The organism is Devosia sp. YIM 151766, from assembly GCF_030285925.1.
Classification (GTDB): Bacteria; Pseudomonadota; Alphaproteobacteria; order Rhizobiales; family Devosiaceae; genus Devosia.
On sequence record NZ_CP127251.1, the window covers coordinates 180573 to 203568 of the forward strand.

Annotated in this window: 22 protein-coding genes; 12 read left to right on the top strand and 10 right to left on the bottom strand. The window is 64.3% G+C overall.

Annotated elements, in window-relative coordinates; all coding sequences use genetic code 11:
• Nucleotides 1-21 precede the first annotated feature (21 nt).
• From proX to O9Z70_RS00885, 4 genes are all read right to left on the bottom strand, one after another.
• A complete protein-coding gene (gene proX, locus O9Z70_RS00870; RefSeq protein WP_286020625.1) occupies nucleotides 22-1044 on the bottom strand; it encodes a glycine betaine/L-proline ABC transporter substrate-binding protein ProX in 1023 nt (340 codons plus the stop codon).
• A gap of 133 nt (nucleotides 1045-1177) precedes the next feature.
• Entirely contained in the window at nucleotides 1178-2113 is a 936-nt protein-coding gene (locus O9Z70_RS00875) for an ABC transporter permease (protein ID WP_286020626.1), read from the bottom strand.
• Nucleotides 2106-3257, bottom strand: a complete 1152-nt coding sequence (locus O9Z70_RS00880) for a quaternary amine ABC transporter ATP-binding protein (protein WP_502870146.1) — start codon at nucleotides 3255-3257, stop codon at nucleotides 2106-2108. The genes O9Z70_RS00875 and O9Z70_RS00880 overlap by 8 nt, the downstream gene beginning before the upstream one ends.
• Before the next feature lie 567 nt (nucleotides 3258-3824).
• A complete protein-coding gene (locus O9Z70_RS00885; RefSeq protein ID WP_286020628.1) occupies nucleotides 3825-4721 on the bottom strand; it encodes an NAD-dependent epimerase/dehydratase family protein in 897 nt (298 codons plus the stop codon).
• A 253-nt stretch (nucleotides 4722-4974) separates the two neighbouring features.
• On the opposite strand from O9Z70_RS00885, the gene O9Z70_RS00890 reads away from it, so the two are divergent.
• The 7 genes from O9Z70_RS00890 to panC all read left to right on the top strand — a co-directional run bounded on the left by O9Z70_RS00890 (nucleotide 4975) and on the right by panC (nucleotide 11535).
• Nucleotides 4975-5721 (top strand): ABC transporter permease, encoded by a 747-nt coding sequence (locus O9Z70_RS00890; RefSeq protein ID WP_286020629.1) that lies wholly within the window; start codon nucleotides 4975-4977, stop codon nucleotides 5719-5721.
• Nucleotides 5722-5762: 41 nt separating this feature from the next.
• A complete protein-coding gene (locus O9Z70_RS00895) occupies nucleotides 5763-6791 on the top strand; it encodes an ABC transporter substrate-binding protein (protein ID WP_286020630.1) in 1029 nt (342 codons plus the stop codon).
• On the top strand, nucleotides 6788-7639 hold the full coding sequence (locus O9Z70_RS00900; RefSeq protein WP_286020631.1) for an ABC transporter ATP-binding protein: 852 nt from the start codon (nucleotides 6788-6790) through the stop codon (nucleotides 7637-7639). The genes O9Z70_RS00895 and O9Z70_RS00900 overlap by 4 nt, the downstream gene beginning before the upstream one ends.
• 60 nt (nucleotides 7640-7699) lie before the next feature.
• Nucleotides 7700-8446 (top strand): SDR family NAD(P)-dependent oxidoreductase, encoded by a 747-nt coding sequence (locus tag O9Z70_RS00905; RefSeq protein WP_286020632.1) that lies wholly within the window; start codon nucleotides 7700-7702, stop codon nucleotides 8444-8446.
• A 181-nt stretch (nucleotides 8447-8627) separates the two neighbouring features.
• On the top strand, nucleotides 8628-9446 hold the full coding sequence (gene panB / locus O9Z70_RS00910; protein ID WP_286020633.1) for a 3-methyl-2-oxobutanoate hydroxymethyltransferase: 819 nt from the start codon (nucleotides 8628-8630) through the stop codon (nucleotides 9444-9446).
• Entirely contained in the window at nucleotides 9446-10654 is a 1209-nt protein-coding gene (gene coaBC / locus O9Z70_RS00915; protein WP_286020634.1) for a bifunctional phosphopantothenoylcysteine decarboxylase/phosphopantothenate--cysteine ligase CoaBC, read from the top strand. Before panB ends, coaBC begins: the two co-directional genes overlap by 1 nt.
• Nucleotides 10651-11535: a pantoate--beta-alanine ligase gene (panC, locus tag O9Z70_RS00920; protein ID WP_286020635.1), complete on the top strand. Its 885-nt coding sequence runs from the start codon at nucleotides 10651-10653 to the stop codon at nucleotides 11533-11535. Before coaBC ends, panC begins: the two co-directional genes overlap by 4 nt.
• A 3-nt stretch (nucleotides 11536-11538) precedes the next feature.
• On the opposite strand, the gene O9Z70_RS00925 is transcribed toward panC, so the two are convergent.
• Together O9Z70_RS00925 and O9Z70_RS00930 are read right to left on the bottom strand one after the other, a co-directional pair.
• Nucleotides 11539-11916, bottom strand: coding sequence for a YciI family protein (locus O9Z70_RS00925; RefSeq protein ID WP_286020636.1), 378 nt, complete (start codon nucleotides 11914-11916; stop codon nucleotides 11539-11541).
• 43 nt (nucleotides 11917-11959) lie between these two features.
• Nucleotides 11960-12826 carry an EamA family transporter gene (locus O9Z70_RS00930; RefSeq protein ID WP_286020637.1) on the bottom strand — a complete coding sequence of 289 codons (867 nt, stop codon included), beginning with the start codon at nucleotides 12824-12826 and terminating at the stop codon, nucleotides 11960-11962.
• 176 nt (nucleotides 12827-13002) lie between these two features.
• Between O9Z70_RS00930 and O9Z70_RS00935 the strand changes: the two genes are divergently transcribed.
• From O9Z70_RS00935 to O9Z70_RS00955, 5 genes are all read left to right on the top strand, one after another.
• Nucleotides 13003-14064 (top strand): aldo/keto reductase, encoded by a 1062-nt coding sequence (locus tag O9Z70_RS00935; RefSeq protein ID WP_286020638.1) that lies wholly within the window; start codon nucleotides 13003-13005, stop codon nucleotides 14062-14064.
• A complete protein-coding gene (locus O9Z70_RS00940; RefSeq protein ID WP_502870147.1) occupies nucleotides 14039-14740 on the top strand; it encodes a fumarylacetoacetate hydrolase family protein in 702 nt (233 codons plus the stop codon). The genes O9Z70_RS00935 and O9Z70_RS00940 overlap by 26 nt, the downstream gene beginning before the upstream one ends.
• Nucleotides 14740-15831, top strand: coding sequence for an ATP-dependent DNA helicase (locus O9Z70_RS00945; RefSeq protein ID WP_286020639.1), 1092 nt, complete (start codon nucleotides 14740-14742; stop codon nucleotides 15829-15831). The genes O9Z70_RS00940 and O9Z70_RS00945 overlap by 1 nt, the downstream gene beginning before the upstream one ends.
• Nucleotides 15832-16141: 310 nt before the next feature.
• On the top strand, nucleotides 16142-17872 hold the full coding sequence (locus O9Z70_RS00950; RefSeq protein ID WP_286020640.1) for a cation:proton antiporter domain-containing protein: 1731 nt from the start codon (nucleotides 16142-16144) through the stop codon (nucleotides 17870-17872).
• On the top strand, nucleotides 17869-18309 hold the full coding sequence (locus O9Z70_RS00955; RefSeq protein WP_286020641.1) for an RrF2 family transcriptional regulator: 441 nt from the start codon (nucleotides 17869-17871) through the stop codon (nucleotides 18307-18309). The genes O9Z70_RS00950 and O9Z70_RS00955 overlap by 4 nt, the downstream gene beginning before the upstream one ends.
• Nucleotides 18310-18440: 131 nt before the next feature.
• On the opposite strand, the gene purU is transcribed toward O9Z70_RS00955, so the two are convergent.
• From purU to O9Z70_RS00975, 4 genes are all read right to left on the bottom strand, one after another.
• Nucleotides 18441-19295 carry a formyltetrahydrofolate deformylase gene (gene purU, locus O9Z70_RS00960; RefSeq protein WP_286020642.1) on the bottom strand — a complete coding sequence of 285 codons (855 nt, stop codon included), beginning with the start codon at nucleotides 19293-19295 and terminating at the stop codon, nucleotides 18441-18443.
• 447 nt (nucleotides 19296-19742) lie between these two features.
• Nucleotides 19743-20555 (bottom strand): ABC transporter permease subunit, encoded by an 813-nt coding sequence (locus tag O9Z70_RS00965; RefSeq protein ID WP_286020643.1) that lies wholly within the window; start codon nucleotides 20553-20555, stop codon nucleotides 19743-19745.
• Between the two features lies 1 nt (nucleotide 20556).
• Complete coding sequence (locus O9Z70_RS00970) at nucleotides 20557-21411, bottom strand: ABC transporter permease subunit (RefSeq protein ID WP_286022049.1); 855 nt, start codon at nucleotides 21409-21411, stop codon at nucleotides 20557-20559.
• A gap of 382 nt (nucleotides 21412-21793) precedes the next feature.
• On the bottom strand, nucleotides 21794-22945 hold the full coding sequence (locus tag O9Z70_RS00975) for an ABC transporter ATP-binding protein (RefSeq protein WP_286020644.1): 1152 nt from the start codon (nucleotides 22943-22945) through the stop codon (nucleotides 21794-21796).
• Between the last annotated feature and the right edge of the window lie 51 nt (nucleotides 22946-22996).

Below are 22996 nucleotides of genomic sequence, written 5' to 3' on the forward strand. Positions count from 1 at the left end.
TCCGTTGGTGCATAGAGCCGGTCAGGAGGCGGCGCGGGCGGTGTCGAGCCAGGCGTCGACAGCCTCGCGGTTGTCCTCGATCCACTGAGCGGCCTGGGCCTCGATATCGTCGTCGCCCTCGTTCATCGCCGCGTTCTGCGCGTAGATGTCGGTGAGCGGGATTTCGACGGCTTCGAGCAGCGCCCCGACTGCCGGGTTATCGTTGAGGAAGTCCGAATTGATCACCGGAACGATGTCATTGGCCGGAAAGCCGAGCATGCATGGATCGTTGACGCAGCCTTCGACGCCTTCAAGCGTCGCCGCGTCGGCCAGATCCATCAGGTCCTCGGGCAGGTCGACCTCGGGCACCTCGATCCACATCACGTCCTCGCCCGGAACCAGTTCGTTGACGGTCCAGTTCGGGGTCCAGGTGTAGAACAGGATATGCTCGCCCGCCTCATAGGCGGCGACGGCATCGGCCATTGCGGCGGAATAGCCGGCCTTGATCAGGTTGACGTGGTCGTGCAGATCGTAGGCGTCCATGTGGTGGTCGATATTGATCTCGCAGCCCCAGCCCGGCGGGCAGGCGACCATGTCGGCGAGCCCGTCGCCATTGCGGTCGAAGGCGGCCTTGACGTCGTCGCGCTTGAAATCCTCAAGCGAGGTGATGCCGAATTCCTCGACGGCCGCCTTGTCGACGAGATAGCCTTCCAGCGCGCCGCCGCGGGCGACCGCGCCGACGATCTCGGCCCCTTCGCTGAAGATCGGTTCATAGGTGTTGTGCAGCGGGAACCAGCCATCGACCCACAGCGTCACGTCGCCCTGGGCGACCGACTGGTAGAAGGGCGGGTTGTCGAGCGTGATAGCCGGCGCGACATCATAGCCCAATTCCTGGAAAAGCTGACGGTAGATTTCGGTATGGAACCATCCGGTGTCCCAGGTCGGCTGCGCCATGACGATCGAGACGCCATCGCCCGGATTGTCCTGGGCCAAGGCGGCGATTGGCGCGGTGCTCATCAGAGCGGCGGCCGAGAGGGTGGCAAGGATATTTTTGAGACGGAACATGATGTTTTTGTCTCCTTTTCTTTTGGTTCTCAGATGGACGGGCAAGGCCCGCCATGCGAAGGGCCGGCGCGATGATGCGCGGGCGACAGAAGCGGCGGCTTGAGTGCCGCCGCGTCATTGGTGGTGGCGGGGATCAGCCTGCCTTGCGGATTTCGCCGACGGATTGCTGGCTGCCCCTGAGCCGGAGGAGATTGAGGACCACGGCGCGCAGCGAGACCGTTTCGGCCTGATTCTGCTCTCCCAGTCCCTGGGTGATGCGGTCGAGCACGATGGCCAGGATCACGATGCCCACGCCGCCGGCGGTGGCGCCGCCGACATCGAGCCGGCCCAGCCCGGTATTGACCACCAGCCCAAGCCCTCCCGCGCCGATCAGCGCGGTGATCACCACCATCGAGAGCGCCAGCATGAGCGTCTGGTTCAGCCCGGCCATGATGGTGCGCATGGCCAGCGGGATCTGCAGGTCGATCAGCATCTGCCAGCCGGTCGAGCCGAAAGCCTGGGCCGCTTCGATCAGATCGCCGCGGACATTGCGGATGCCCAGATTGGTCAGCCGGATGATCGGGGGCAGGGCGAAGATGATCGTCGCGATGATTCCCGGCGCCATGCCAATCCCGAACAGCATCACGATCGGCACCAGATAGACGAAGGAGGGGATGGTCTGCATGACGTCGAGAATCGGACGCAGCACTTTCCAGACCAGATCGCTGCGCGCCGCCACGATGCCCGCCGGTATGCCGATCACGGCGCAGAACAGCACCGAGGTGATGATCATGGCCAGCGTGGTCATCGTCTGCGGCCACAGCCCGATCATGTCGATGAAGATGAAGCCGACCAGGGTAAAGATCGCGATGGTGCGGCCGGACCATTTCCAGGCCGCCAGCGCAAACGCCGCAGTCGTCAAAAGCATGGGCAGGACGTTGAAGAAACTATCCAGCCAATTGAGAACGAAGGTGACCGGAACCTGCGCGGCGCGGAAGGCGGGTCGGAAATTGGGCACCAGCCAACCACGCACGAAATCGTTGATCCAGTCATCGAAGGGGATAATGAGAAGGTCACCAGGACTAAGCATCGGCGCTCTCCTTGGCTGTAATGGTTTCGTCGGTTTGAGCGGCTTCTGCCGGCGGGCCGTCGTCGGCCGCCTGCTCCGCCTCCTCGCCGTCGCCGGACAATTGGGCAAATACCGCTTCGGGCTCGATGACGCCGATCAGCCGGTCACGCGCATCGGTCACCGCGATGGGCAATCCGCCGCTTGCCGCGCCGTAAAGGGCGTGGAGCTGCGTGTCCGCGTCGACGGTCGGATATTCGGTGATCATCGCCTCTTCGAGGACGGGATTCGGCGTGGCCCGGTCGAGCGTGGCGGCGGCCAGGTCCTGATAGGTGACCACGCCGGCTATGTTGTCCTTCTCGTCCACGACATAGAGCGCATTGCGGTTGAGATCTTCCATGGCGCGCATGGCGTCGTCCGCATTGTCAGTGCCCAGCTTCATGGCGGCGGGGTCGTTGGAAACGTCTTCAGCGGTGAAGACGCGTCCCCGGTCGATATCGGCGACGAAGGCGGCGACGTAATCGTCGGCCGGATTGGAGACGATTTCCTGGGCGGTGCCGATCTGCACGAAACGGCCATCCTTCATGATGGCGATCTTGTCGCCCAGCAGCAGGGCCTCGTTGAGGTCATGCGTGATGAAGACGATGGTTTTCTTCAGCGATTTCTGCAGCACGAGCAATTCGTCCTGCATCTCGCGCCGGATCAGCGGGTCCAGGGCGCCGAAAGGCTCGTCCATGAGCAGCACTTCCGGCTCGGTGGCCAGGCCGCGGGCCAGCCCGACGCGCTGCTGCATTCCGCCGGACAGCTCGGAAGGCAGGCTGTCCGCCCAGGCCCCCAGCCCCACCTGATCGAGGGCCTTGAGCGCCTTTTCCCGCCGCTCGTCCGGTTTCACGCCCTTGATGCGCAGCCCATAGGCGGCATTTTCGGCAACGGTCCAATGCGGAAACAAGGCAAAATGCTGAAACACCATGGCGATCTTGTCGCGCCTGATGTCACGGAGCTGCTTGCGGCCGCAGGTGGCCACGTCCTCGCCATCGACGAGAATGGAGCCCGCTGTCGGGGCGATGAGCCCGTTGAGCATCCGCACCAGGGTGGATTTGCCGGATCCCGAGAGTCCCATGACGACGAAGATCTCACCTTCACCGACATCGAAGCTCGTATCCTGCACCCCTATCGTGGCGCCTGTGGCTTGGAGGATTTCATCTTTGGTTTGTCCTTGGGCGAGCAGTTGAAGTGCGGCGTCCGGTTTCTCGCCGAAGATTTTAAAGACGTTCCGCACTGTTAACTTGGCAGGCATGAGCCTCTTTCTTGGTAATTTCTCCCAGTGAACTATAGGCATTCATATGTATTCGCGCTTTTCTTGATAGCACAAAAAGGCAATGCCGCAGATTTACGCGAGTCGAGCCTAGTTCGAAATAGGATCATTGGTGTGTAACAGAAGATGTTACCGCGTTATGCCGGGCAGATCAACCGGCAGCGGGTTTTTTCCATGCTGCAAACCGGTCGATGGTAATTCACAGCCAAGATAGAAGAATTTCCAGTGGTGCGGAAATGACTGCGATTCATCAGAATTTGCAAGGCCGGGATGCGCTGGACGGGCGCAGGGAAGCGCGCGCAGCGGGATAGGCATATTGGAGGAAAACAAGAAGGGTCTGGCGGGGCGGCGCCCCGCCGGGCCAGGTTTGAATTGCCCTTGCGGCTCATATCTGCCGGAGCCGGGGCAATTCCGCCGGAATCAGGCCTCGGGCACGTATTGACGCCAATTGTGCTGTTCCTTGAAGCCGAGGACTTCACGAATCTTGCGGTTGGAAAGCGGCGCTTCCCGCTCGCCCATGGCGCGGCTGAGGGGGGAATTGGGCGCCCATTGTTTCAGGAAGGCTTCGGTCGGTTCCCGGGCGGTGATCTCGTCATTGACGGCGTTGAACACCTGGAAGCCAAGCCCGTCCTTGCCGATGCACAGATCGACGATCTGTCCCAGATCGCGCGCATCGATATAGCTCCAGGCATTGCGCTTGCGCGACGGCGGATCGGCAAGGAAGGCGGGGAAGTTCGCATAATCTTCGGGCTCGATGACATTGCCGATGCGCAAGGCGTAGATATCGGCGCCGCTGCGCATGGCGAAGGCCCTGGCGGTCTTCTCATTGACCAGCTTGGACAGGCCATAGCTGTCCATCGGATCGATGTCGTAATCCTCTTCCAGCGGAAAGGCGTGGTAGTCCTTGTCACCCTCGGCGAAACAGACGCCATAGGTGGTTTCGCTGGAAGCGATGACGATCTTGCCAATGGCCAGCTTGGTCGCCGCCTCGATCACATTATAGGTGGAGACCACATTGGCCTTGAAGGTCTCGTTGTCCGGCTGGATCAGCACGCGGGGCACGGCGGCGAAATGCACGACGGCATCGACCGGGGCCGGGCCGCTGCCGGTGGTGAAGCCATCGAAGTCGAAATGCATGGACAGGGCATTGAACACCTGGCCGCTATCGGTGAGATCGGTAATCAGCGTGTTGACGCCATCCAGGTCCAGCGGTTTGAGGTCAAGATTGAGAACGGCGTGGCCCTGCGCCCGCAGATAGGCCACGGCGTGGCGCCCCGCCTTGCCGCTGCCGCCGGTGAAGATGATGCGCTTGCTCATGGATGCTCCTTGTGATTGCGATAGCGACGGCACTTGGCCGGCATTGCCGCGATTTCCCGGCCGATGATGTAGCCGGAGAGCGCGGCGGAAGCAAAAGCCCGGCATGTCCGAGACGAAACGCTAGCGTGAACCTTGCCAAGCCTCTATCTGTCTTCGGCATTGGACAAATTTGACTCGGCGCCAGGCTTGTCGTGTCTGGCCAGGTCGCAGAGGCATGTGGAAAAGGATGTAGTTCGATGTCGTTGAGCGGCCTGTGCCCTTGATTGCTCTCTACCGCATCGGCTTCCTGGTCGCTTTGGTGGCGTTGTGGAGTGTCGCCGCCGAGGGCGCCGGCCGCAATCTGGTGCCGACCCCCATGGCGACCGCCGAGGCCGCCATTCGGCTGGTGCAGGAGGGGCGGCTGCTCATCGCCCTGGGTGACAGCCTTACGGTCTATCTGAGCGGCTATCTGCTGGCCATCGCGGCCGCCATTCCGCTCGGCGTGCTGATGGGCGGCGTCAAACCGATCGGCAGGACCATCGATATCTTCGTCTATGCGCTGGCCGCGACCCCGCGGGTGGCTTTCATTCCGCTGATCATCGTGCTGCTCGGACTGGGATTGCCGGCCAAGGTCTTCATCGTGTTCCTGGGCGCCGTCATGCCGATCATCATCAACACCTATGCCGGCGTGCTGGCGGTCGATGACGAACTGGTCGAGATGGCGCGTTCGTCCGGTGCCGGGCCCGGGCGCATCTTCGCGCGCATCACCTTGCCGAGCGCCGTGCCCTATATCATCGTCGGCCTGCGCATCGGAGCGACGATCGGCCTCATCAATACGGTTGTCGCCGAACTCTATACCGCCGTGAAGGGGCTGGGGGGCCTGCTTGCCGTCTATGGCAATACCTTCCGCATGGCGGAATATTTCGTCATCGTGCTGACGCTGGCGCTTATCGGCGTCCTCGTCACGGAAATCCTGCGATATGTCGAGCACCGCCTCGGCCGGTGGCGCGCCGTTTCATAGCAGCATAAAGCTTCCCCGGCGGGGAAGCATCGGGGCAGAGCATGACAGCATTATCCAGAACCATATTCGGCTTCATGGCCGCGGCGTCCCTCCTGCCGGTCTCGACCGCCTTTGCCATGGCCGCGCCGTTCCGGCTGATTGTCACCCATCTGGAGCCGCCATTGGTGCCCAATTCGGTCATGGATCTGGCGGTCGAGCTCGGCTATTTCGAGCGCGAAGGCGTCGATGTCGAATTGGTGCGGGTGCAGCAGACGCCATCGGCGCTTGCCGCGCTGCGGGCCGGCGAAGGCGAAATGGCCAATATCGGCGTCGACGCGCTCTTGCTGCTGCGCGGCCAGGGCGTCACCGACCTCAAGGCCGTCACCTCGCCGAACAAATCCCTGCCATTCCTGATTGCCGCCAGCAGCGAGCTGGCCAGTCCGGCCGATCTGGCCGGCCACAGTTTCGGCGTCGGCCGCGTCGGCAGCCTCGACCATTCGCTCAGCGCGAAAGTGCTCGAAGCCGCCGGGGTGGATATGGATAGCCTCGACATTCTCACGCTCGGGCAGCCCAATGTCCGCGCCCAGGCACTGGCGGCCGGCCAGGTCGACGCCACCACCATCTCCATCGGCGTCTGGCTGGCGCTGCCGGACAAGGATGGGCTGGCCGTAATGATCGACCAGGCCGATTATTATGCGGCGGCTCCGGTGGTCAGCAAGGTCAATGTAGTTTCCGACCAGGTTCTGGCCGAGCGCGGCGACGAGGTCGAGAAGGTCGTGCGCGCCCTGATCAATATCTCGCGCGATTTCTCCGCCAATCCCGCCGCCTGGGCCGAGGCCATGGCGGCGCTGACCCCCAGCGTCTCCCCAGACGAACTCGCCGCCCTGGCGGACCGGTTCACGGGCACCTGGAGCGTCAATGGCGGCATGAATGCGCAGGAGCTGCAATATACCCAGGATTGGCTGTACCGAACCGAGGATTTCGTTGGCGCGGCGCCGGTCCAGGTATCGGACTGGACGGATTTTTCCATCGTCGACAAGGTGCTGGCCGAGATCGGCATCGATCCGAACGCGGATCAGCCAAGCCGATGAATGCTGCCGCACCCCCTTCCGGCGAAGCGGGCCAGGTCCCGCCGGCGATCGTCATCGACGCTGTCAGCAAATCCTTTCCCTCGGCGGGCGCCGGCACGCCGACCCTGGCCATCGAGGCTATGTCGCTTGCCGTGCAGCCGGAGGCCTTCGTGACGCTCCTGGGGCCTTCCGGCTGCGGCAAGACCACGGTGCTCCGGCTGGTGGATGGCCTGATCCCGCCCGATGCCGGGTCCATCTCGGTCTTTGGCGGCAGGCCCCGTCCGGGGCCGGATGTGGGATTCGTCTTCCAGTCGTTCCGGCTGATCCCATGGGCCAGCGTCATCGACAATGTCGAATTTGCGCTGCTCAGCCTGCCCTTGTCCCGCGCCGAACGCCGGGAGCGCGCCAGCCATCACTTGGATCTGGTCGGCCTGTCGCGCGTGGCCAGGGCCTATCCGGGCGAATTATCCGGCGGCATGAAGCAGCGTGTGGCACTGGCCCGTGCCTTCGCCACCGAGCCGCGGCTCCTGCTGATGGACGAGCCTTTTGCCAGCATCGATGCGCAGACGCGCGAACTGATGCAGCTTGAATTGATGCGCCTATGGAGCCGCCGGCGCTCGGTGGCGCTGTTCGTAACCCATAGCGTCGACGAGGCCATTGTCTTGTCCGACACGATCGTGCTGATGAGCCCGCGCCCCGGTCGGGTGGTCGAAGTCGTCGAGGTCGGGCTCGAGCGTCCGCGCTGGGCCTATGACGTCCGCGCCGGCAAGCGTTATGCGGAATTGCGCAGCTATCTCTCGCAGCGCCTGCGTGAATTGGTCCTGGCCGATCCCGCTTCCGAATTTTTCGGGCGTGATATCATCTCCTAAGACCGTCTCGGCCGCCCGGCCCGGACGTCGCCAAAAAAGCAAGATCAGGAACCAGAAAGAATGAATGCAATTGATTTGAACGGCCAGGTCGCAGTGGTGACCGGCGGCGCCCAGGGACTGGGATTCGCCATAGCCCAGCGCCTTCTGGCATCGGGCGCCAAGGTCAGTCTGTGGGATCGCGATAGCGACGCCCTGGCCATGGCAATTGCGGCTTTGGGCGACGGCGCGTCGAGCAAGACCGTCGATATCGCCGATCTTGCCGGCCTCACCCAGGCGCATGCCGAGGTGGAAGCCGAAACGGGACCGGTCTCAATCCTGGTCAATTCGGCGGGCATTGCCGGCAGCAATGTGTCGCTGGAAGAATACGATCCCGAGGAATGGCGCAAAGTGGTCGAGATCAATCTCAACGGCACTTTCTACGTCAACAAGGTGGTGGTTCCGACGATGAAGGCCCGTAATTACGGCCGCATCGTCAATATCTCCTCGGTGGCCGGCAAGGAAGGCAATCCAAACCTGTCCGCCTATTCCGCCGCCAAGGCCGGGGTGATCGGGCTCACCAAGTCCCTGGGCAAAGAGCTGGCCAAATATGACATTGCCGTCAATGCCATCACGCCCGCCACCGCCAAGACCCGCATTCTCGATTCCCTCACCGAGGAATTCATCCAGTACATGCTGGTGCGCATCCCGCGCGGCCGCTTCCTCGAAGTCGACGAGGCTGCGGCCATGGTGGCCTGGCTGGTCAGCAAGGACAATAGCTTCACCACCGCGTCGGTGTTCGACCTGTCCGGCGGACGCACGACATATTAGCCATGCAATAATCCACGCCCGCTCGACGTAAAGGCTATCCTGTCGCCCTCGTCCTTTGAGGGGGCCGGACCGATACGTCGAGCGCATAGCACCAATGAAGGGCTGGCGCGGCGCGGTGTGATGCCCTATCTCCCCGGCAAGAGCCGGGCGCTGTCGGACCCGGCGGGTTGGAGGACTTGCAATGTCGGCCCACACCCCCACCAGGCGTCTCACCATCCGCGACATCGCCGCCATGCGGCAGCGCGGCGAAGCCATCGCCATGCTCACCGCCTATGACGCCACCATGGCCAGGCTGGTCGAAATGGCCGGGACGGACATGATCCTGATCGGCGACAGCCTCGGCAATGTGGTGCTGGGACACGAAACCACCCTGCCGGTGACGCTGGACGACATGATCCGGCATGCCGCGGCGGTAAAGCGCGGCTCGTCGCGGGCCTTGCTGGTCTGCGACCTGCCCTTCGGCTCGGTTTCCGGTCCGGATGCGGCGCTGGCCAATGCCGTCCGGGTGATGAAGGAAACCGGCGTCGAGGCCGTGAAGGTCGAAGGCGGATTGGTCATGGTGCCGGTCGTCGAGCGGCTGGTGGCCCATGGCATCGCCGTGATCGCCCATATCGGCTTGACGCCGCAAGCGGTGCACCAGATGGGCGGCTATTACATGCATGGCAAGGACGAGGCCTCGGCGGCGCGCTTGCGCCAGGAGGCCAAGGCGCTGGAAGCGGCGGGCGCCTTCGCCATCGTGCTCGAATGCGTGACCCCCGCCCTGGCGGCCGAGATCACGCACGCGCTGACCATTCCCACTATCGGCATCGGCTCGGGCAAGGATTGCGCCGGCCAGGTGCTGGTGATCAACGACCTGATCGGGCTCAATACCAGCCCGCCGCCGAGTTTTGCCAAGCCGCGCGCCGATGTCGCCGCGATCATCCGGGCGGCAGTGGGCGATTATGTCGCCGAAACCAAGGCGGAGCGGCAACCGATCCCGCTGCCGCGACGGGCCGAATAATGGCCAATATCCTCATTGCCGTTTCGGGGTCGATCTCGGCCTATAAGATCGCCGATCTGGTGTCCGAACTCGGCAAGGCCGGGCATCAGGCGCAATGCCTGCTGACCGCAAGCGCCAGGGAATTCGTCAGTCCGCTGGTATTGGAAACCCTGAGCGGACGGCCGGCGCGCTCGGAAATATTCGGGCCCGATGTCTCGGGCACCGAGCATATCGAGCTGGCGCGCTGGGCGGATTTGCTGGTTTTTGCCCCGGCCAGCGCCAATATGCTGGCGCGGCTGGCACTGGGCCTGGCCGACGATCTGCCATCCACCGTCGCCCTGGCCAGCGAAGCGCCAATGTTGATCGCGCCGGCGATGAATACGGTGATGTGGGAAAAACCCATTGTGCAGCAACATCTTGCGACCCTGGTGCAGCGCGGCGCGCAGGTGGTGCAGCCGGCATCGGGCCTGCTGGCCTGTGGTGAAATCGGCATGGGCAAGCTGGCCCCAATCGCCGAAATCCTGACGGCGATCGAGCGGGCGATCACGCCGGCGAAACCAGACCTTGCGGGGCAGCGCATTCTCATCACCGCCGGGCCGACGACGACGGCCATCGACGCGGTGCGTTATATCACCAATCATTCGACCGGCCGGATGGGCGCGGCCATGGCAGAGGAAGCGCTGCGGCGCGGGGCCGTGGTCGATTACATATTGGGCACCGACAAGGGCGTGGTGCGGCCGGTGGCGCCGCGCGGGGCCGAGGGCCGGCTTAAGCTGGTCGAAGTGCGGACAGCCGAGGAGATGGCGGCGGCAGCGCTGGAAAAACTGCCGCTGGTTCAAGGAATTGTGGCGACGGCGGCGGTGATGGATTATGCGGTCGCCGCGCCCTCGGCGAGCAAGCTGAAGCGGGCTTCGGAAGCCATCGCGCTCGATCTCGTGCCGTCCGTGGATGTGCTGGGCAGCTTGCGGAAAGCGGCGAAAGGCCAATGGTTCCTGGGCTTTGCCGCCGAGACCGACGATGTCGAGGCGCATGGCAAGGGCAAGCTGGAAGCCAAGGGGCTGGATTTTCTCTTTGCCAATGAAGTGGCCAGGCTGGGCAGTGCGGGGCAGACGGGATTTGCCGTGAACACCAATGCCGGATTGCTGTTCTCGGCCAGGGGCGAGCGGCATGAACTGGCGCTGGGCAGCAAGGCCGAGATTGCCCGGCAAATCTGGGACCTGATTGCATGACTTTGATTTTAAAGGACAAAGCGGCGCTGCGGGCCTGGCGCGCGGCTTTGCCGGCGGGACAGAAACTGGCTTTCGTGGCGACCATGGGGGCGCTGCATGCCGGGCATGTCAGCCTGATGGAACAGGCGCGGCAGGCGGCGGACCTGGTGATCGTTTCGATCTTCGTCAACCCGCTGCAATTCGGGCCGAACGAGGATTTGTCGCGCTATCCGCGACCGCTCGAGGCCGATCTGGCGCGGCTCGAAGCGGCGGGGGTGGATGCGCTTTTCCTGCCTTCGGTGGCGGACATGTATCCCGAAGGCGCGTCGACTTTCGTTGATGAATCAATGGTTTCGCTGCCATTGTGCGGGGCGGAGCGGCCCGGGCATTTTCGCGGCGTGGCGACGGTGGTGCTGAAGCTGTTCAATCTCGTGCAGCCGCATGTGGCGCTGTTCGGGCAGAAGGATGCGCAGCAATGTGCGGTCATCGAGCGCATGGTGCGGGACCTCGACGTGCCGGTGGAAATCCGGCGCGGCGCCATCGTGCGCGAGGCCGATGGCCTGGCGCTGAGCTCGCGGAATATCTATCTGTCGCCCGCGGACCGGGCCGAGGCGCCGCTTATTTATCAAAGCCTTAGAGCGGTCGAGGCGGCTTATCGGGCGGGCGAGCACGATGCGGAAAAGCTGGCCGCGCTGGGGCTGGCGGAGCTGGCGAAGTCGGAGCGGATCGTGCCGCAATATTGGGAAGTGCGGGACCCCGAAAGCCTTGGCGTCATCGCCAAGGTGGGATCGCGCGGGGCGCTGCTGGCGGTCGCGGCGCAATTGGGGACGACCAGACTTATCGACAATCTTTTGCTTGTCCCGGCCATTGCCGCATCGGCGGATCGGTTAGCAGACTGTTAACCTTCAGGCTGACGCCAGCTTGTTATCGCCAAAATAACGCAGCGGTCTGATCTCATAGGAGCCAGTGCCCGGATTGGCGACGGCCAATTGCTTGGCAAACTCCATCGCCTCATCCATCGAGTCGCAATCGGCGACATAGAAGCCGAGAAATTGTTCCTTGGTCTCGGCAAAGGGGCCATCGACGATGACGGGATCGCCGGAGGACTTTTTCAGCGTCCGCGCCTCGTCGGTATTCCACAGCCGGACGACCGGGCCGAGCTTGCCCCTGGCGCTCATGCCGGCCTGGACCGCGCCGAGTCGCTCCATGCAGGCGGCGTCTTCCTCCTCGGTCCAGCGGGACACTTCGTTCTCGTCATTATAGCACAGGATTGCATAGAGCATGGGCATCTCCTCTTCTGGGCAGACTATGTGACCGGATCGCGCTTCAGGCAATCGGCGGTGATTGGCGGCGGGCAATCGTGATCGTGGCGCCGATCGAGGCGGCGATGATGGCGGCAATGCCGGCGAGCTGGGCCGGCGCCAGGACTTCGTGCAGGATAACGAGGCCCGACAGCGCGGCCAAGGCGGGCTGGCCGCTCATCAATATGCCGAAAAGGCGCGCCGGGATATGGGGCAGGGCGACCATGTCGAGCGCATAGGGAATGGCGCTGGAGAGCAGGGCGACGGCGAGGCCCAGCGGCAGGATGGCCGGATCGAGCAGGGCGGCGCCGGCGCTGGCGGCGCCGAAGGGCAGGGCGATGATAGCCGCCGTGGCGACGCCGAGGGCGGCGATATGCGGGCCGCCGCCGGTGCCGGCGCGCTGGCCGAAAATGATATAGCCGGCCCAGCAGGCGCCGGCACACAGGGCGAAGACCACGCCGATGGCAGAAATGTCCCCCTGCGTGTCGCCCCAGGGCAGGAGCAGGCCGAAGCCGGCCAGCGCCAGCACGATCCACAGGAAATCGAGCGGCTTGCGGGCCCCGAACAGGGCGACGGCCAGCGGGCCGGTAAATTCGAGGGCCACGGCGATGCCGAGCGGGATATGTTCGAGCGCGGCGTAGAAGAACAGGTTCATCGCCCCCATGGCGCCGCCATAGAGCAGAACGGCGCGCCAGTGCCGGCGGTCGAGCCGGTGGCGCCAGGGCCGGAAGACGGCGACCAGGACGAAAGCGGCCAGTGTCAGGCGCAGCGCCGTGGCGCCATTGGCGCCGACCAGCGGAAACAGCATTTTGGCGAAGCTGGCCCCGGTCTGGGTGAAGGCCATGCCGAGGGTGACGAGAAGGACGGGAAAAACGACGGAATCTGGCCGCACGGAACCGGCTTTCAGCAATGATGTGCCCCGGGTTTAACAGGGTTAAAGCGCCGCGTCATTGGGGCTGTCAGCGACCTCGTGGTTCGACAAGCGCGGTCTATCGACAGCCCAGGATGAGATTGACCCGCTCCCGCGAACGCTTTAGCCCTTGGGCGCCGGAACAAAGGAGGAATCTCATGGAATATCGTCAGCTCGGCCGTTCGGGGCTCAAGGTCTCGGTCCTGACCATGGGAACCATGACGTTTGGCGGCAGCGAGAAGATCGGCAATACCGATCTGGCCGGGGCCAGCCGGCAGGTGGATATGTGCCTGGAAGCCGGGATCAATCTCTATGACAGCGCCAATGTCTATAATGCAGGGGTTTCCGAAGAAATCCTGGGCGCGGTGCTGGCCGAGAACGGGCGGCGGCAGCGGGCGCTGATCGCCACCAAGGTGCGGTTCAAGATGGGGGACGGGCCGAACGAGATCGGGCTGTCGCGCCACCACATCATGCAGCAGGCCGAGGCCAGCCTGAAACGGCTCAAGACCGATGTCATCGATCTCTATCAGGTGCATGAATGGGACGGGCTGACGCCTATCGAGGAAACGATGGAGGCGCTCGACGCCTTGGTGCGGCAGGGCAAGGTGCGCTATATCGGCTGCTCGAATTATTCGGGCTGGCATATCAGCAAGGCGCTGATGGCTGCCGACCGGCGCCATGCGGCGCGCTTCGTTTCCCAGCAGATTCACTATTCGCTGCATAGTCGCGACGCCGAATATGAGCTGGTGCCGATTTCCCAGGACCAGGGGCTGGGCATCCTGGTGTGGTCGCCGCTGGCCGGCGGGCTGCTCTCGGGCAAATATCGCCGCGATGGCGGGCCGGAAAGCGGACGGCATGTCGGCGGGTTCCGCGAGCCGCCGGTCTATGACCGGGAAAAGCTCTATGACGTCATCGACACCATTGTCGCCATCGCCGAAACGCGCGGCGTCTCGGGGGCGCAGGTGGCGCTGAGCTGGCTCCTGGGGCGGCCGGGCGTCACCTCGGTGATTATCGGCGGGCGCAATGAAAGCCAGTTCGCCGACAATATCGCGGCGGCGCAGTTCGCGCTCAGCGCCGAGGAGCGGGCGCGGCTCGACGCCGTCAGCCGGCCGCCGCTGCTCTATCCCTATTGGCACCAATCGTTCACGGCGCAGGATCGGCTGAGCCGGATCGATCTCGATCTCATCGGACCCTATGCGGAGGAATTCAAGCGTGGCTGATCTGGTTATTCCCGGGCCGCGGCCCGTGCTGGTGCCGGTGCGCGGCGGCGGTTTCTTTCCGGTGCGGCGCATCTATTGCGTCGGGCGGAATTATGAAGAGCATATCCGGGAAATGGGCAATGACGTGCGCGAGCCGCCATTCTTCTTCGACAAGCCCGCCGATGCGATCGTCATCGGCGGCGCGCCGATGGCCTATCCGCCCGAAACCGCCGACCTGCATCATGAAATCGAGCTGGTGGTGGCCATCGGCCGGGACGGCAGCGACATTGAAGCAGCGGCGGCGCCGGACCATGTGTTCGGCTATGGCGCCGGCCTCGACATGACACGGCGCGACTTGCAGGCCCAGGCCAAGAAGGCCGGGCGGCCCTGGACCTTTGCCAAGGGCTTCGATCAATCGGCGCCGCTGGGGGAATTAGCGCGCGCCAGCGAGATCGGGCATCCGGAAAAAGGCGCGATCACGCTTGCGGTCAATGGCGTGGAAAGGCAGCGCGGCGACCTGGCCGACCAGATCTGGACGGTTAAGGAAACCATCGCCTTTCTCAGCCGCTTCGTGGCGCTCAAGGCCGGCGACCTGATCATGACCGGCACGCCGGCCGGCGTCGGCGCGGTGGTGCGCGGCGACGTGTTGGAGGGCCGGATCGACAATGTCGGAACGGTCTCGACGGTCATCGCCTGATGACGCCGGTCTGGTCCGCACAGCAGGACGCGGCCCTGATCGCCGTTTCCCAATGGCTCAAGGACAGGAACGGGCCGCAGGTCTTCCGCCTGTTCGGCTGGGCGGGGACCGGCAAATCGACGCTGGCCGTGCATCTGGCGCAGGACGTGCGGGTGGTCAAATACGCCGCCTTCACCGGCAAGGCGGCAATGGTGATGCGCAAGCGCGGCTGCAAGGGCGCGCAGACCATCCATAGCCTGATCTATACGCTGGTCAGCGAGAAGGAGGGCGAGCCGCGCTTCGTGCTCGACCCGGAAAGCCCGGCCGCCGATGCCGATCTCATCGTCATCGACGAGGTGTCGATGGTGGACGAGCAATTGGGCGCCGACCTCCTGTCCTTCGGGGTCAAGGTGCTGGTGCTGGGCGATCCGTTCCAATTGCCGCCGGTGCAGGGGGCCGGGTTCTTCATCAATGAGGAACCCGACATCATGCTGACCGAAATCCACCGCCAGGCGGCGGATAATCCGATCATCCAGCTCTCGATGGCGGTGCGCGAGGGCGGCGTGCTCGATCACGGGCGTTATGGGGAAAGCCTGGTCGTCGGGCGCGACGCGGTGGACCGCAATGCCGTGCTGGAGGCCGATCAGGTGCTGGTGGGGCGCAACAAGACGCGGCTGACCTATAATGACCGGCTGCGGGAGCTCAAGGGCCTGCCCTTTCACGAGCCGGTCGTGGGCGACCGCATGGTGTGCCTCAGGAACAATCCGCGCAAACGCCTGCTCAACGGGCAGATCTGGATCGTCACCGAGGTGACGCGGCGCGCCAATGGCAAATATTCGCTGCTGCTGGCCGATGACGAGGGCAAGGGCGAAACGCGGGTGCTGACCCACAAGGCCTTCTTCTCGGGCGAGGAAGAGGCGATGGGCTGGGCCGAAAGACGGCAATTCGACGAATTCACCTTCGGCTATTGCCTCACCGTGCACAAGGCGCAGGGCAGCCAATGGGACAATGTCTATCTGTTCGACGAGAGCTTCGTGTTCCGCGAGGAGCGGGCACGCTGGCTCTATACGGGGATCACCAGGGCGGCGGAGCGGATCACTATTGTGAGCTGAGGGGCGGTGTCTGCTCCGGCGACGGTCCATAGACCTCATGGTGAGCTTGTCGAACCATGGGGTCGCGGCCACGGTGTTACCGACCTCGTCCTTCGACAGGCTCAGGATGAGGTCTGCGGAAGATCGGGGCTCGATGCGCGATAGACCTCATGGGGAGCCTTGCTGAGCTTGTCGACGCACGAACCGCCTTGCCGTCCCGCCCGGCCAAAGTTCAGACATACTTGACCTGATCAATGGGGTTGGCGCTTGCGCCGGCCCGGTGGTTGTTCCATCCTGAATTCCGGCCATCCAGCCGGCCATGGAGGCGTGCATGTATCAAGACAGCCCATTGATCGCCACGATCGTCGCGGGGCTGGTGCTGGCCTGCATTTTCGGGATGGTGGCCAAGCGGTTCCGCTGGCCGCCGCTGGTGGGATATCTGCTGGCCGGCATTCTGGTGGGGCCGCTCATGTCCGGCTTCGGCGCCGATCCCGCAGCGGGGCCGCAATTGGCGGAGCTGGGCCTGATCCTGCTGATGTTCGGACTGGGCCTGCGTTTCTCGCTGAAGGACCTGATGAAGGTGCGGGCGCCGGCCATTGTCGGGGCGGTGGCGCAGATCGGATTTGCCACGCTGCTGGGTACGGGGCTGGGGCTGTCGCTGGGCTGGAGTCCGGGCGGGGCGCTGCTGTTCGGGCTGGCGCTGTCCATGGCCTCGGCCATGGTGCTGCTGGCGACGCTGCATGACGGGCCATTGGCCGAGAGCGAGGCGGGCCGGCTCGCCATGGGCTGGCTGATCGTCGGCAATTTCGTTCTGGTGCTGGCCCTGGTGCTGCTGCCTTCCCTTGCCGGGCTGTACGGCATCGACAGCGGCCTGCACGATCCTTTCGTGTCGCTGGTCGAGCGGTTGGTGGGCGCACCGATCGGCATCGGGGGCGTCCTGGCGCTGCTCGTGGTCAAGCTGGCGGCTTTTGCCGGCTTCATGCTGGTCATGGGCCGGCGGATCATCCCCTGGCTGCTGCATTTCACCGATCGTGGCGGCAGCCGCGAATTGTTCCGGCTGGCGGTCCTGGCGCTGGCCCTCGGCCTGGCCCTGGGCTCGGCGGCGCTGTTCGGGGTGTCGCTGGCGCTGGGCGCTTTTTTCGCCGGCATGATCCTGGCGGAAGACGAGTTCAGCCACCGCGCCGCCATCGGGACGCTGCCGCTGCGCGAAGCGTTTCCGGTTCTGTTCTTCCTGTCGCTGGGCATGGTGTTCGACCCGATGATCCTGGTGGAGCAGCCGCTCTCGGTGCTGGCGACGCTGTTCATCATCATCATCGGCAAGTCGGTGGCGGCATTCGCCCTGGCCATGCTGTTCCGGCGCGGGGTGGACACGGCGCTGACCCTTGCCGCCTCATTGGCGCAGATCGGCGAATTCTCCTTCATTCTCGCCGGCATGGGCGCCGCCTTGACCATCTTGCCGGCCGAGGGCAGGGACCTGATCCTGGCCGGGGCGCTCTTGTCCATCATGCTCAATCCGCTGGTGTTCCGACTGGCGGAGGGGCTGCGGCCGGCCATGGAGGCGCGGTTCGGCCCCTCGCCAATCCCGGCGCCGGTCGAGCCGGGCATGGCGGCGTCGGAGCCGGCCCCTGTCGAGCCGCAATTGCCGCCGGGAGAAAATGTGCTGGTGGGCGCGGCGGCGCCATCCGAGCCGGCAAAAGCGGTCGAGGCCGAGCCCGAGCCGGAGATTGCGGCGGAGATCGAGGTGAAACCGGCGGAGATCGAGGTGGTGGAGGCCGAAATCGTGGAAGCGGCGCCGGCCGATCCGCCGGAAGACCAGGAGCCGGCCCCGGCCGTGCCGCCGGCTGAGCTGACGCCGATCGAGGTTACGCCGGTTGCGCCGGAAGAGGATGCCGGCGATGTTGGGGAGCCGGCGGTGGCGGCGGACGCAGCGCCGCCGGCCGTCCCCGACGAGAGTGCGGAAGCGGCCTCCGGGGATGGCGCCGACGCGCCCGAAGCTGTAGAGGTCGTCGTGCCGCCGGTTGAGCCGGAGCCAAGGGGACGGCGCGGCAAGAGGAAGAAATGATTTCGCAGAAGGCAAAATATGCCCTGCGCGCCCTGGTGTCGCTGGCGCGGGCGGGGCGCGGGGAAAATCGCATGATCGGTGAGATTTCGCGCGAACAGGCGATCCCCAAGAAATTTCTCGAGCAGATTCTTTTGGAGCTGAAACGCGCCGGCTTCGTCGCCAGCCGCCGCGGCCGCATGGGCGGCTATGGGCTGCTCATGGCCCCCGAGGACATCACGTATGGCGAAGTGCTGCGGCTGATCGACGGCCCGATCGCGCCGCTGCCCTGCCTGTCCAAGATCGCCTATCGCAAATGCGAGGATTGCCAGGACGAGAGCTCCTGCGAAATCCGTCACGTCTTCGAACGGGTGACGCTGGCCACGCGGGCGGTGCTCGACCGCACCAGCCTGGCCGATTCGCTGAACCTCGAGGACCTGCCGGTCGACGAGGTGGCGTGAGGGGCGGCCGCGGCCGGCTACAATTCCTGCATAATCGGCACCAGTCCTCGCTCCGCCACCCTCCCATCAAGGGGGAGGGCGGGAAGGAGCCGCCGATTCCGTAAATAAGCAGACCTCCCGCGCCCCGGAGGTCAGCCGAACACCACGGTCTTCTTGCCATTGAGCATGACGCGGCTTTCCAGGTGGAGCTTGACGGCGCGGGCGAGGACGCGGCTTTCGATGTCGCGGCCGGCGGCGACCAGGTCTTCGGGGCTCATCGCATGGGTGACGCGGGCGGTTTCCTGCTCGATGATCGGGCCTTCGTCGAGGTCGGGCGTGACGTAATGGGCGGTGGCGCCGATGATCTTGACGCCGCGCTCATGGGCCTGGTGATAGGGCTTGGCGCCCTTGAAGCTGGGCAGGAACGAATGGTGGATATTGATCACCTGGCCGAACAGCCGGGTGGAGAGATTGTCCGACAGCACCTGCATGTAACGGGCCAGGACCACCAGATCGGCGCCGCTGGATTTGACCAGGTCGAGGACCTGCGCTTCCTGGGCGGCCTTGGTGTCCTTGGTGACCGGCAGGTAATGATAGGGAATGCCGGCATCCTCGGCGATCCTGCGGGCATCCTCATGATTGGAGATCACGGCGGCGACCTCGGCGTCGAGCCAGCCGACGCGAATCTGGTAGAGCAGGTGCAGCAGCGTATGATCGAATTTGGAGACCATGATGACCAGGCGCTTCTTGCGGCTGCGGTCGGTCAGGGCCGTCTGCATGTCGAAGCGGGCAATGGGCGATTTCAGCGCTGTCTCGATGTGGTCGCGGCTGACCTGTTCGGGGGCGGCGAAGGCCAGGCGCATGAAGAAGCGGCCGGTCTCCCGGTCCCAGAACTGGTTGCTTTCGGCGATATTGGCATTGAGCGCCGCCAGCTCGGTAGTGATGGCCGCGACGATGCCGGGGCGGTCGGCGCAGCTGAGGGTGAGGACGAAATTGGCCGAAGACACGCAAGCCTCCCTGTAAAACGTTTGGCAGCGGTATCAATGGCGCAGGTCGTTCCGTCAAGCCTGGAGCCGGCGGATCGCGCCGCCAGGGGGAAGCGGATTGTCGCGGAACCGGTCCGGCAATGACGGGGACGGGCGGCTGAAAACAGAAAAGGGCCACCCTGACGGGCAGCCCTTCCCTGAGTTATCGGCCTTGAGGGCCAGGAGGCGTGTGTTAGCCGAAATCACTCCCAGTCAACACGCGAAAACCCAGACCTTCTTCAAGAGCCATAATCTCATAAGACACTGGACCACCTCCTTTGCATTGGTTGAACATGAGAGGAGTGTGCCCCGGTTTGGCCGGACTGTCCAGCCACGAAAGATAGCGGGGGCCGATGCTCCGGCCCCGTCCTTCGACAGGCTGAGGATGCGGCCGCACGCGAGCGCTGCATTTTCATAGATCTCATGGACCTATGCCCGCGCCCTCTTCGGCCGGCTTCGGAGCTGGATGATGGTGGCGGCCAGGACGCCCAGGGCGACGATGCCGATGATGATGGTGGCCAGGGCATTGACGTCGGGGGAGACGCCGAGGCGGACCTTGGAGAAGATCACCATGGGCAGGGTGGAGGAGCCGGGGCCGGAGACGAAGCTGGCAATGACCAGGTCGTCGAGCGACAAGGTGAAGCCGAGCAGCCAGCCCGATACCAAAGCCGGGGCGATGATGGGCAGGGTGACGTCGAAAAAGGTGCGGACCGGGCTGGCGCCGAGATCCATGGCGGCTTCCTCGAGACTCCGGTCGAAATCGGCGAGGCGCGATTGCACCACGACCGCGACATAGGCGGTGCAGAAGGTGGCATGGGCGATGACGATGGTGAGGATGCCCCGTCCCTGCGGCCAGCCCAACAGGCTCTCCATGGCCACGAAGAGCAGCAGCAGCGACAGGCCGGTAATGACATCGGGCATGACCAGCGGCGCCGAGACCATGCCGGCGAACAGCGTCCGTCCGCGGAAGCGGCGGAAGCGCACCAGGGCCACGGCGGCCAGCGTGCCCAGCACCAGGGCGATACTGGCGCTGAGCGCGGCGATTTGCAGGCTGAGCCAGGCGGCGTTGAGCATTTGCGGATCGCGGAACAGCTCGCCATACCATTTGAACGAGAAGCCGGACCACACGGTCACCAGCCGGTTCTCGTTGAACGAGAAGATGACGAGGCTGACAATGGGGGCATAGAGGAAGGAAAAGCCCAGGGCGGCGGCGATGGGCAGGAACCAGCGTCGAGAGAACATGCTACTTCTCCACCACGGCGCTCTGGGCGCGCTGCAACAGCATGATCGGCACGACGACCACGACCAGCATGGCGACGGCGACGGCGGCGGCGCGCGGCCAATTGGCGGCGCTGAAGAATTCATCCCACAGCACGCGGCCGATCATCAGGGTTTCGGGGCCGCCGAGCAGCGAGGGAATGACGAATTCGCCGATGGCGGGAATGAAGACCAGCATGGAGCCGGCGACGATGCCCGGCAGCGACAGCGGCAGGGTGATGGTGAGGAAGGTGCGCAGCGGCTTGGCGCCGAGATCGGCCGAGGCTTCGAGCAGCGAGGAATCCAGCTTCACCAGCGTCGTGTAGAGCGGCAGGATCATAAAGGGCAGATAGGTATAGACGAGGCCGACATAGACGGCGAAATCGGTCTGCATCATCACCAGGGGCTCGATGCCGAACAGGCCAAGAAACTGGTTGATGACGCCATTGCCGCGCATGAAGCCGGTCAGCGCATAGACGCGCAGCAGGAGCGAGGTGAAGAAGGGCAGGATGACCAGCATCAACAGCACATTGCGCCAGGGATCGGGCGCCCGGGCAATGGCATAGGCCATCGGATAGCCGATCAGCAGGGTGATGATGGTGGCGATGAAGGCGATGCGGATCGAGGAGAGATAGGCCGCGACATAGAGATTGTCGGTGAACAGGCGGATGTAATTGTTCAGATGCAGCGTGAGCTGCACCATGCCTTCCTCGCTGGTGAGCAGCGGCGAATAGGGCGGGCGGCCGAACTGCTTGGTGGTCAGCGAAATGCCGAAGACCACGAAGAGCGGAATGAGAAAGAAGACGAAAAGCCAGACCAGAGGCGCGGCCAGCACCAGCATGCGCCCGGTTATGCCGACCTTGGCCAGGCCGCGCTCGACGGCGTTCCAGGGCTTGAGACGCCGGGGCGGGGGATAGGTGGGGTCGTGGCTGGTCATGGAATTGCCCCGTCGCTGGCAGCGCGGTTTTTTGCGTGTGCTGCCGCTGCATTTTTCCTCGAGGTCGCCCCCGCGGATGCGGGAACCTCCGTTTTGTTAACAGAGATTCCCGCTTTCGCGGGAATGACGCCATGGTCCGGCATGGCGACCGTGCCCTTGAGAGGGAGGAAAGTGCAGAAGCCGACAATGCCGTGCCGGGCTGAGGGAATGCCCCCCTCACCCGGCGCTGCGCGCCGACCTCTCCCCGAGACGGAGAGGTGGCCTGCGGCCATGATCTCAAGCGCGCTCATACCGTCAGCACCGAGCCGGCATTGTCGTGCCAGGTGACATAGACCTGTTCTTCCCAGGTGATGGCGTCGGGATTGCCGCGCATGGAATTGGTCTGGCTGACGCGGATGCGTTTGCCGCTTTCCAGGGCCACCTGATAGAGCGAGATGTCGCCGAGATAGGCGATTTCCTCGACCACGCCCTGCACGACATTGGCGCCCTGGATGCCGTCGGGCCGGTCGCGGCTCAGCATCATCTTTTCGGGGCGGATGGCCCACCACAGGATCTGGTCCGGGGCGCAATCGACGCCGTGGCCAACATAGATGTCGCAGCCCAGCTCGGCCGAGCGGATGCGGACATGGTCGGGCTCGTCCTCGGTGACGCTGCCTTCCACCATGTTGACCGAGCCGATGAAGCTGGCGACGAAGCGAGAATTGGGGAATTCATAAATGTCGGCAGGCTCGCCGATCATGGCGATCTCGCCCTGGTTCATCACCCCGATGCGGGTGGCCAGCGTCATGGCCTCTTCCTGGTCGTGGGTGACGACGATGAAGGTGACGCCGAGCTGTTCCTGGATCTTGACCAGTTCGAACTGGGTTTCCTCGCGCAGCTTCTTGTCGAGCGCGCCGAGCGGCTCGTCGAGCAGCAGCAGTTTGGGGCGCTTGGCCAGGGCCCGGGCCAGAGCGACGCGCTGGCGCTGGCCGCCCGAGAGCTGATGCGGCTTGCGCTTGCCATAATCCTGCAATTTCACCAGTGCCAGCAATTCGGCGACGCGAGTGGCGATTTCAGGCTTGGGCAGGTGATCGCGCTTGAGGCCATAGGCAATGTTCTGCTCGACACTCATATGCGGAAAGAGCGCATAGGACTGGAACATCATATTGATGGGCCGGTGATAGGGCGGCACATCGGTCATGTCCTGGCCGTCGATCTCGATACTGCCCGAACTGGGGGTCTCGAAGCCGGCCAGCATGCGCAGCAGCGTCGACTTGCCCGAACCCGAGCCGCCGAGCAGGCAGAACAGCTCGGAGCGGTAGATGTCGAGCGAGACATCCTGCACCGCCGCGACGTCGCCGAATTTCTTGGTGACGTTCTTGATGCGCACAAAGGGCGTGTTGTTGGCCGTGTCGCGCCAGGGGCGGGTATCGACGGCAAGCTGCGGTTTTTTAGCCATTTAAAATCCCGGGGCGATCACCGCCATCCCAGTAGACGTCGTCCTGGCCGG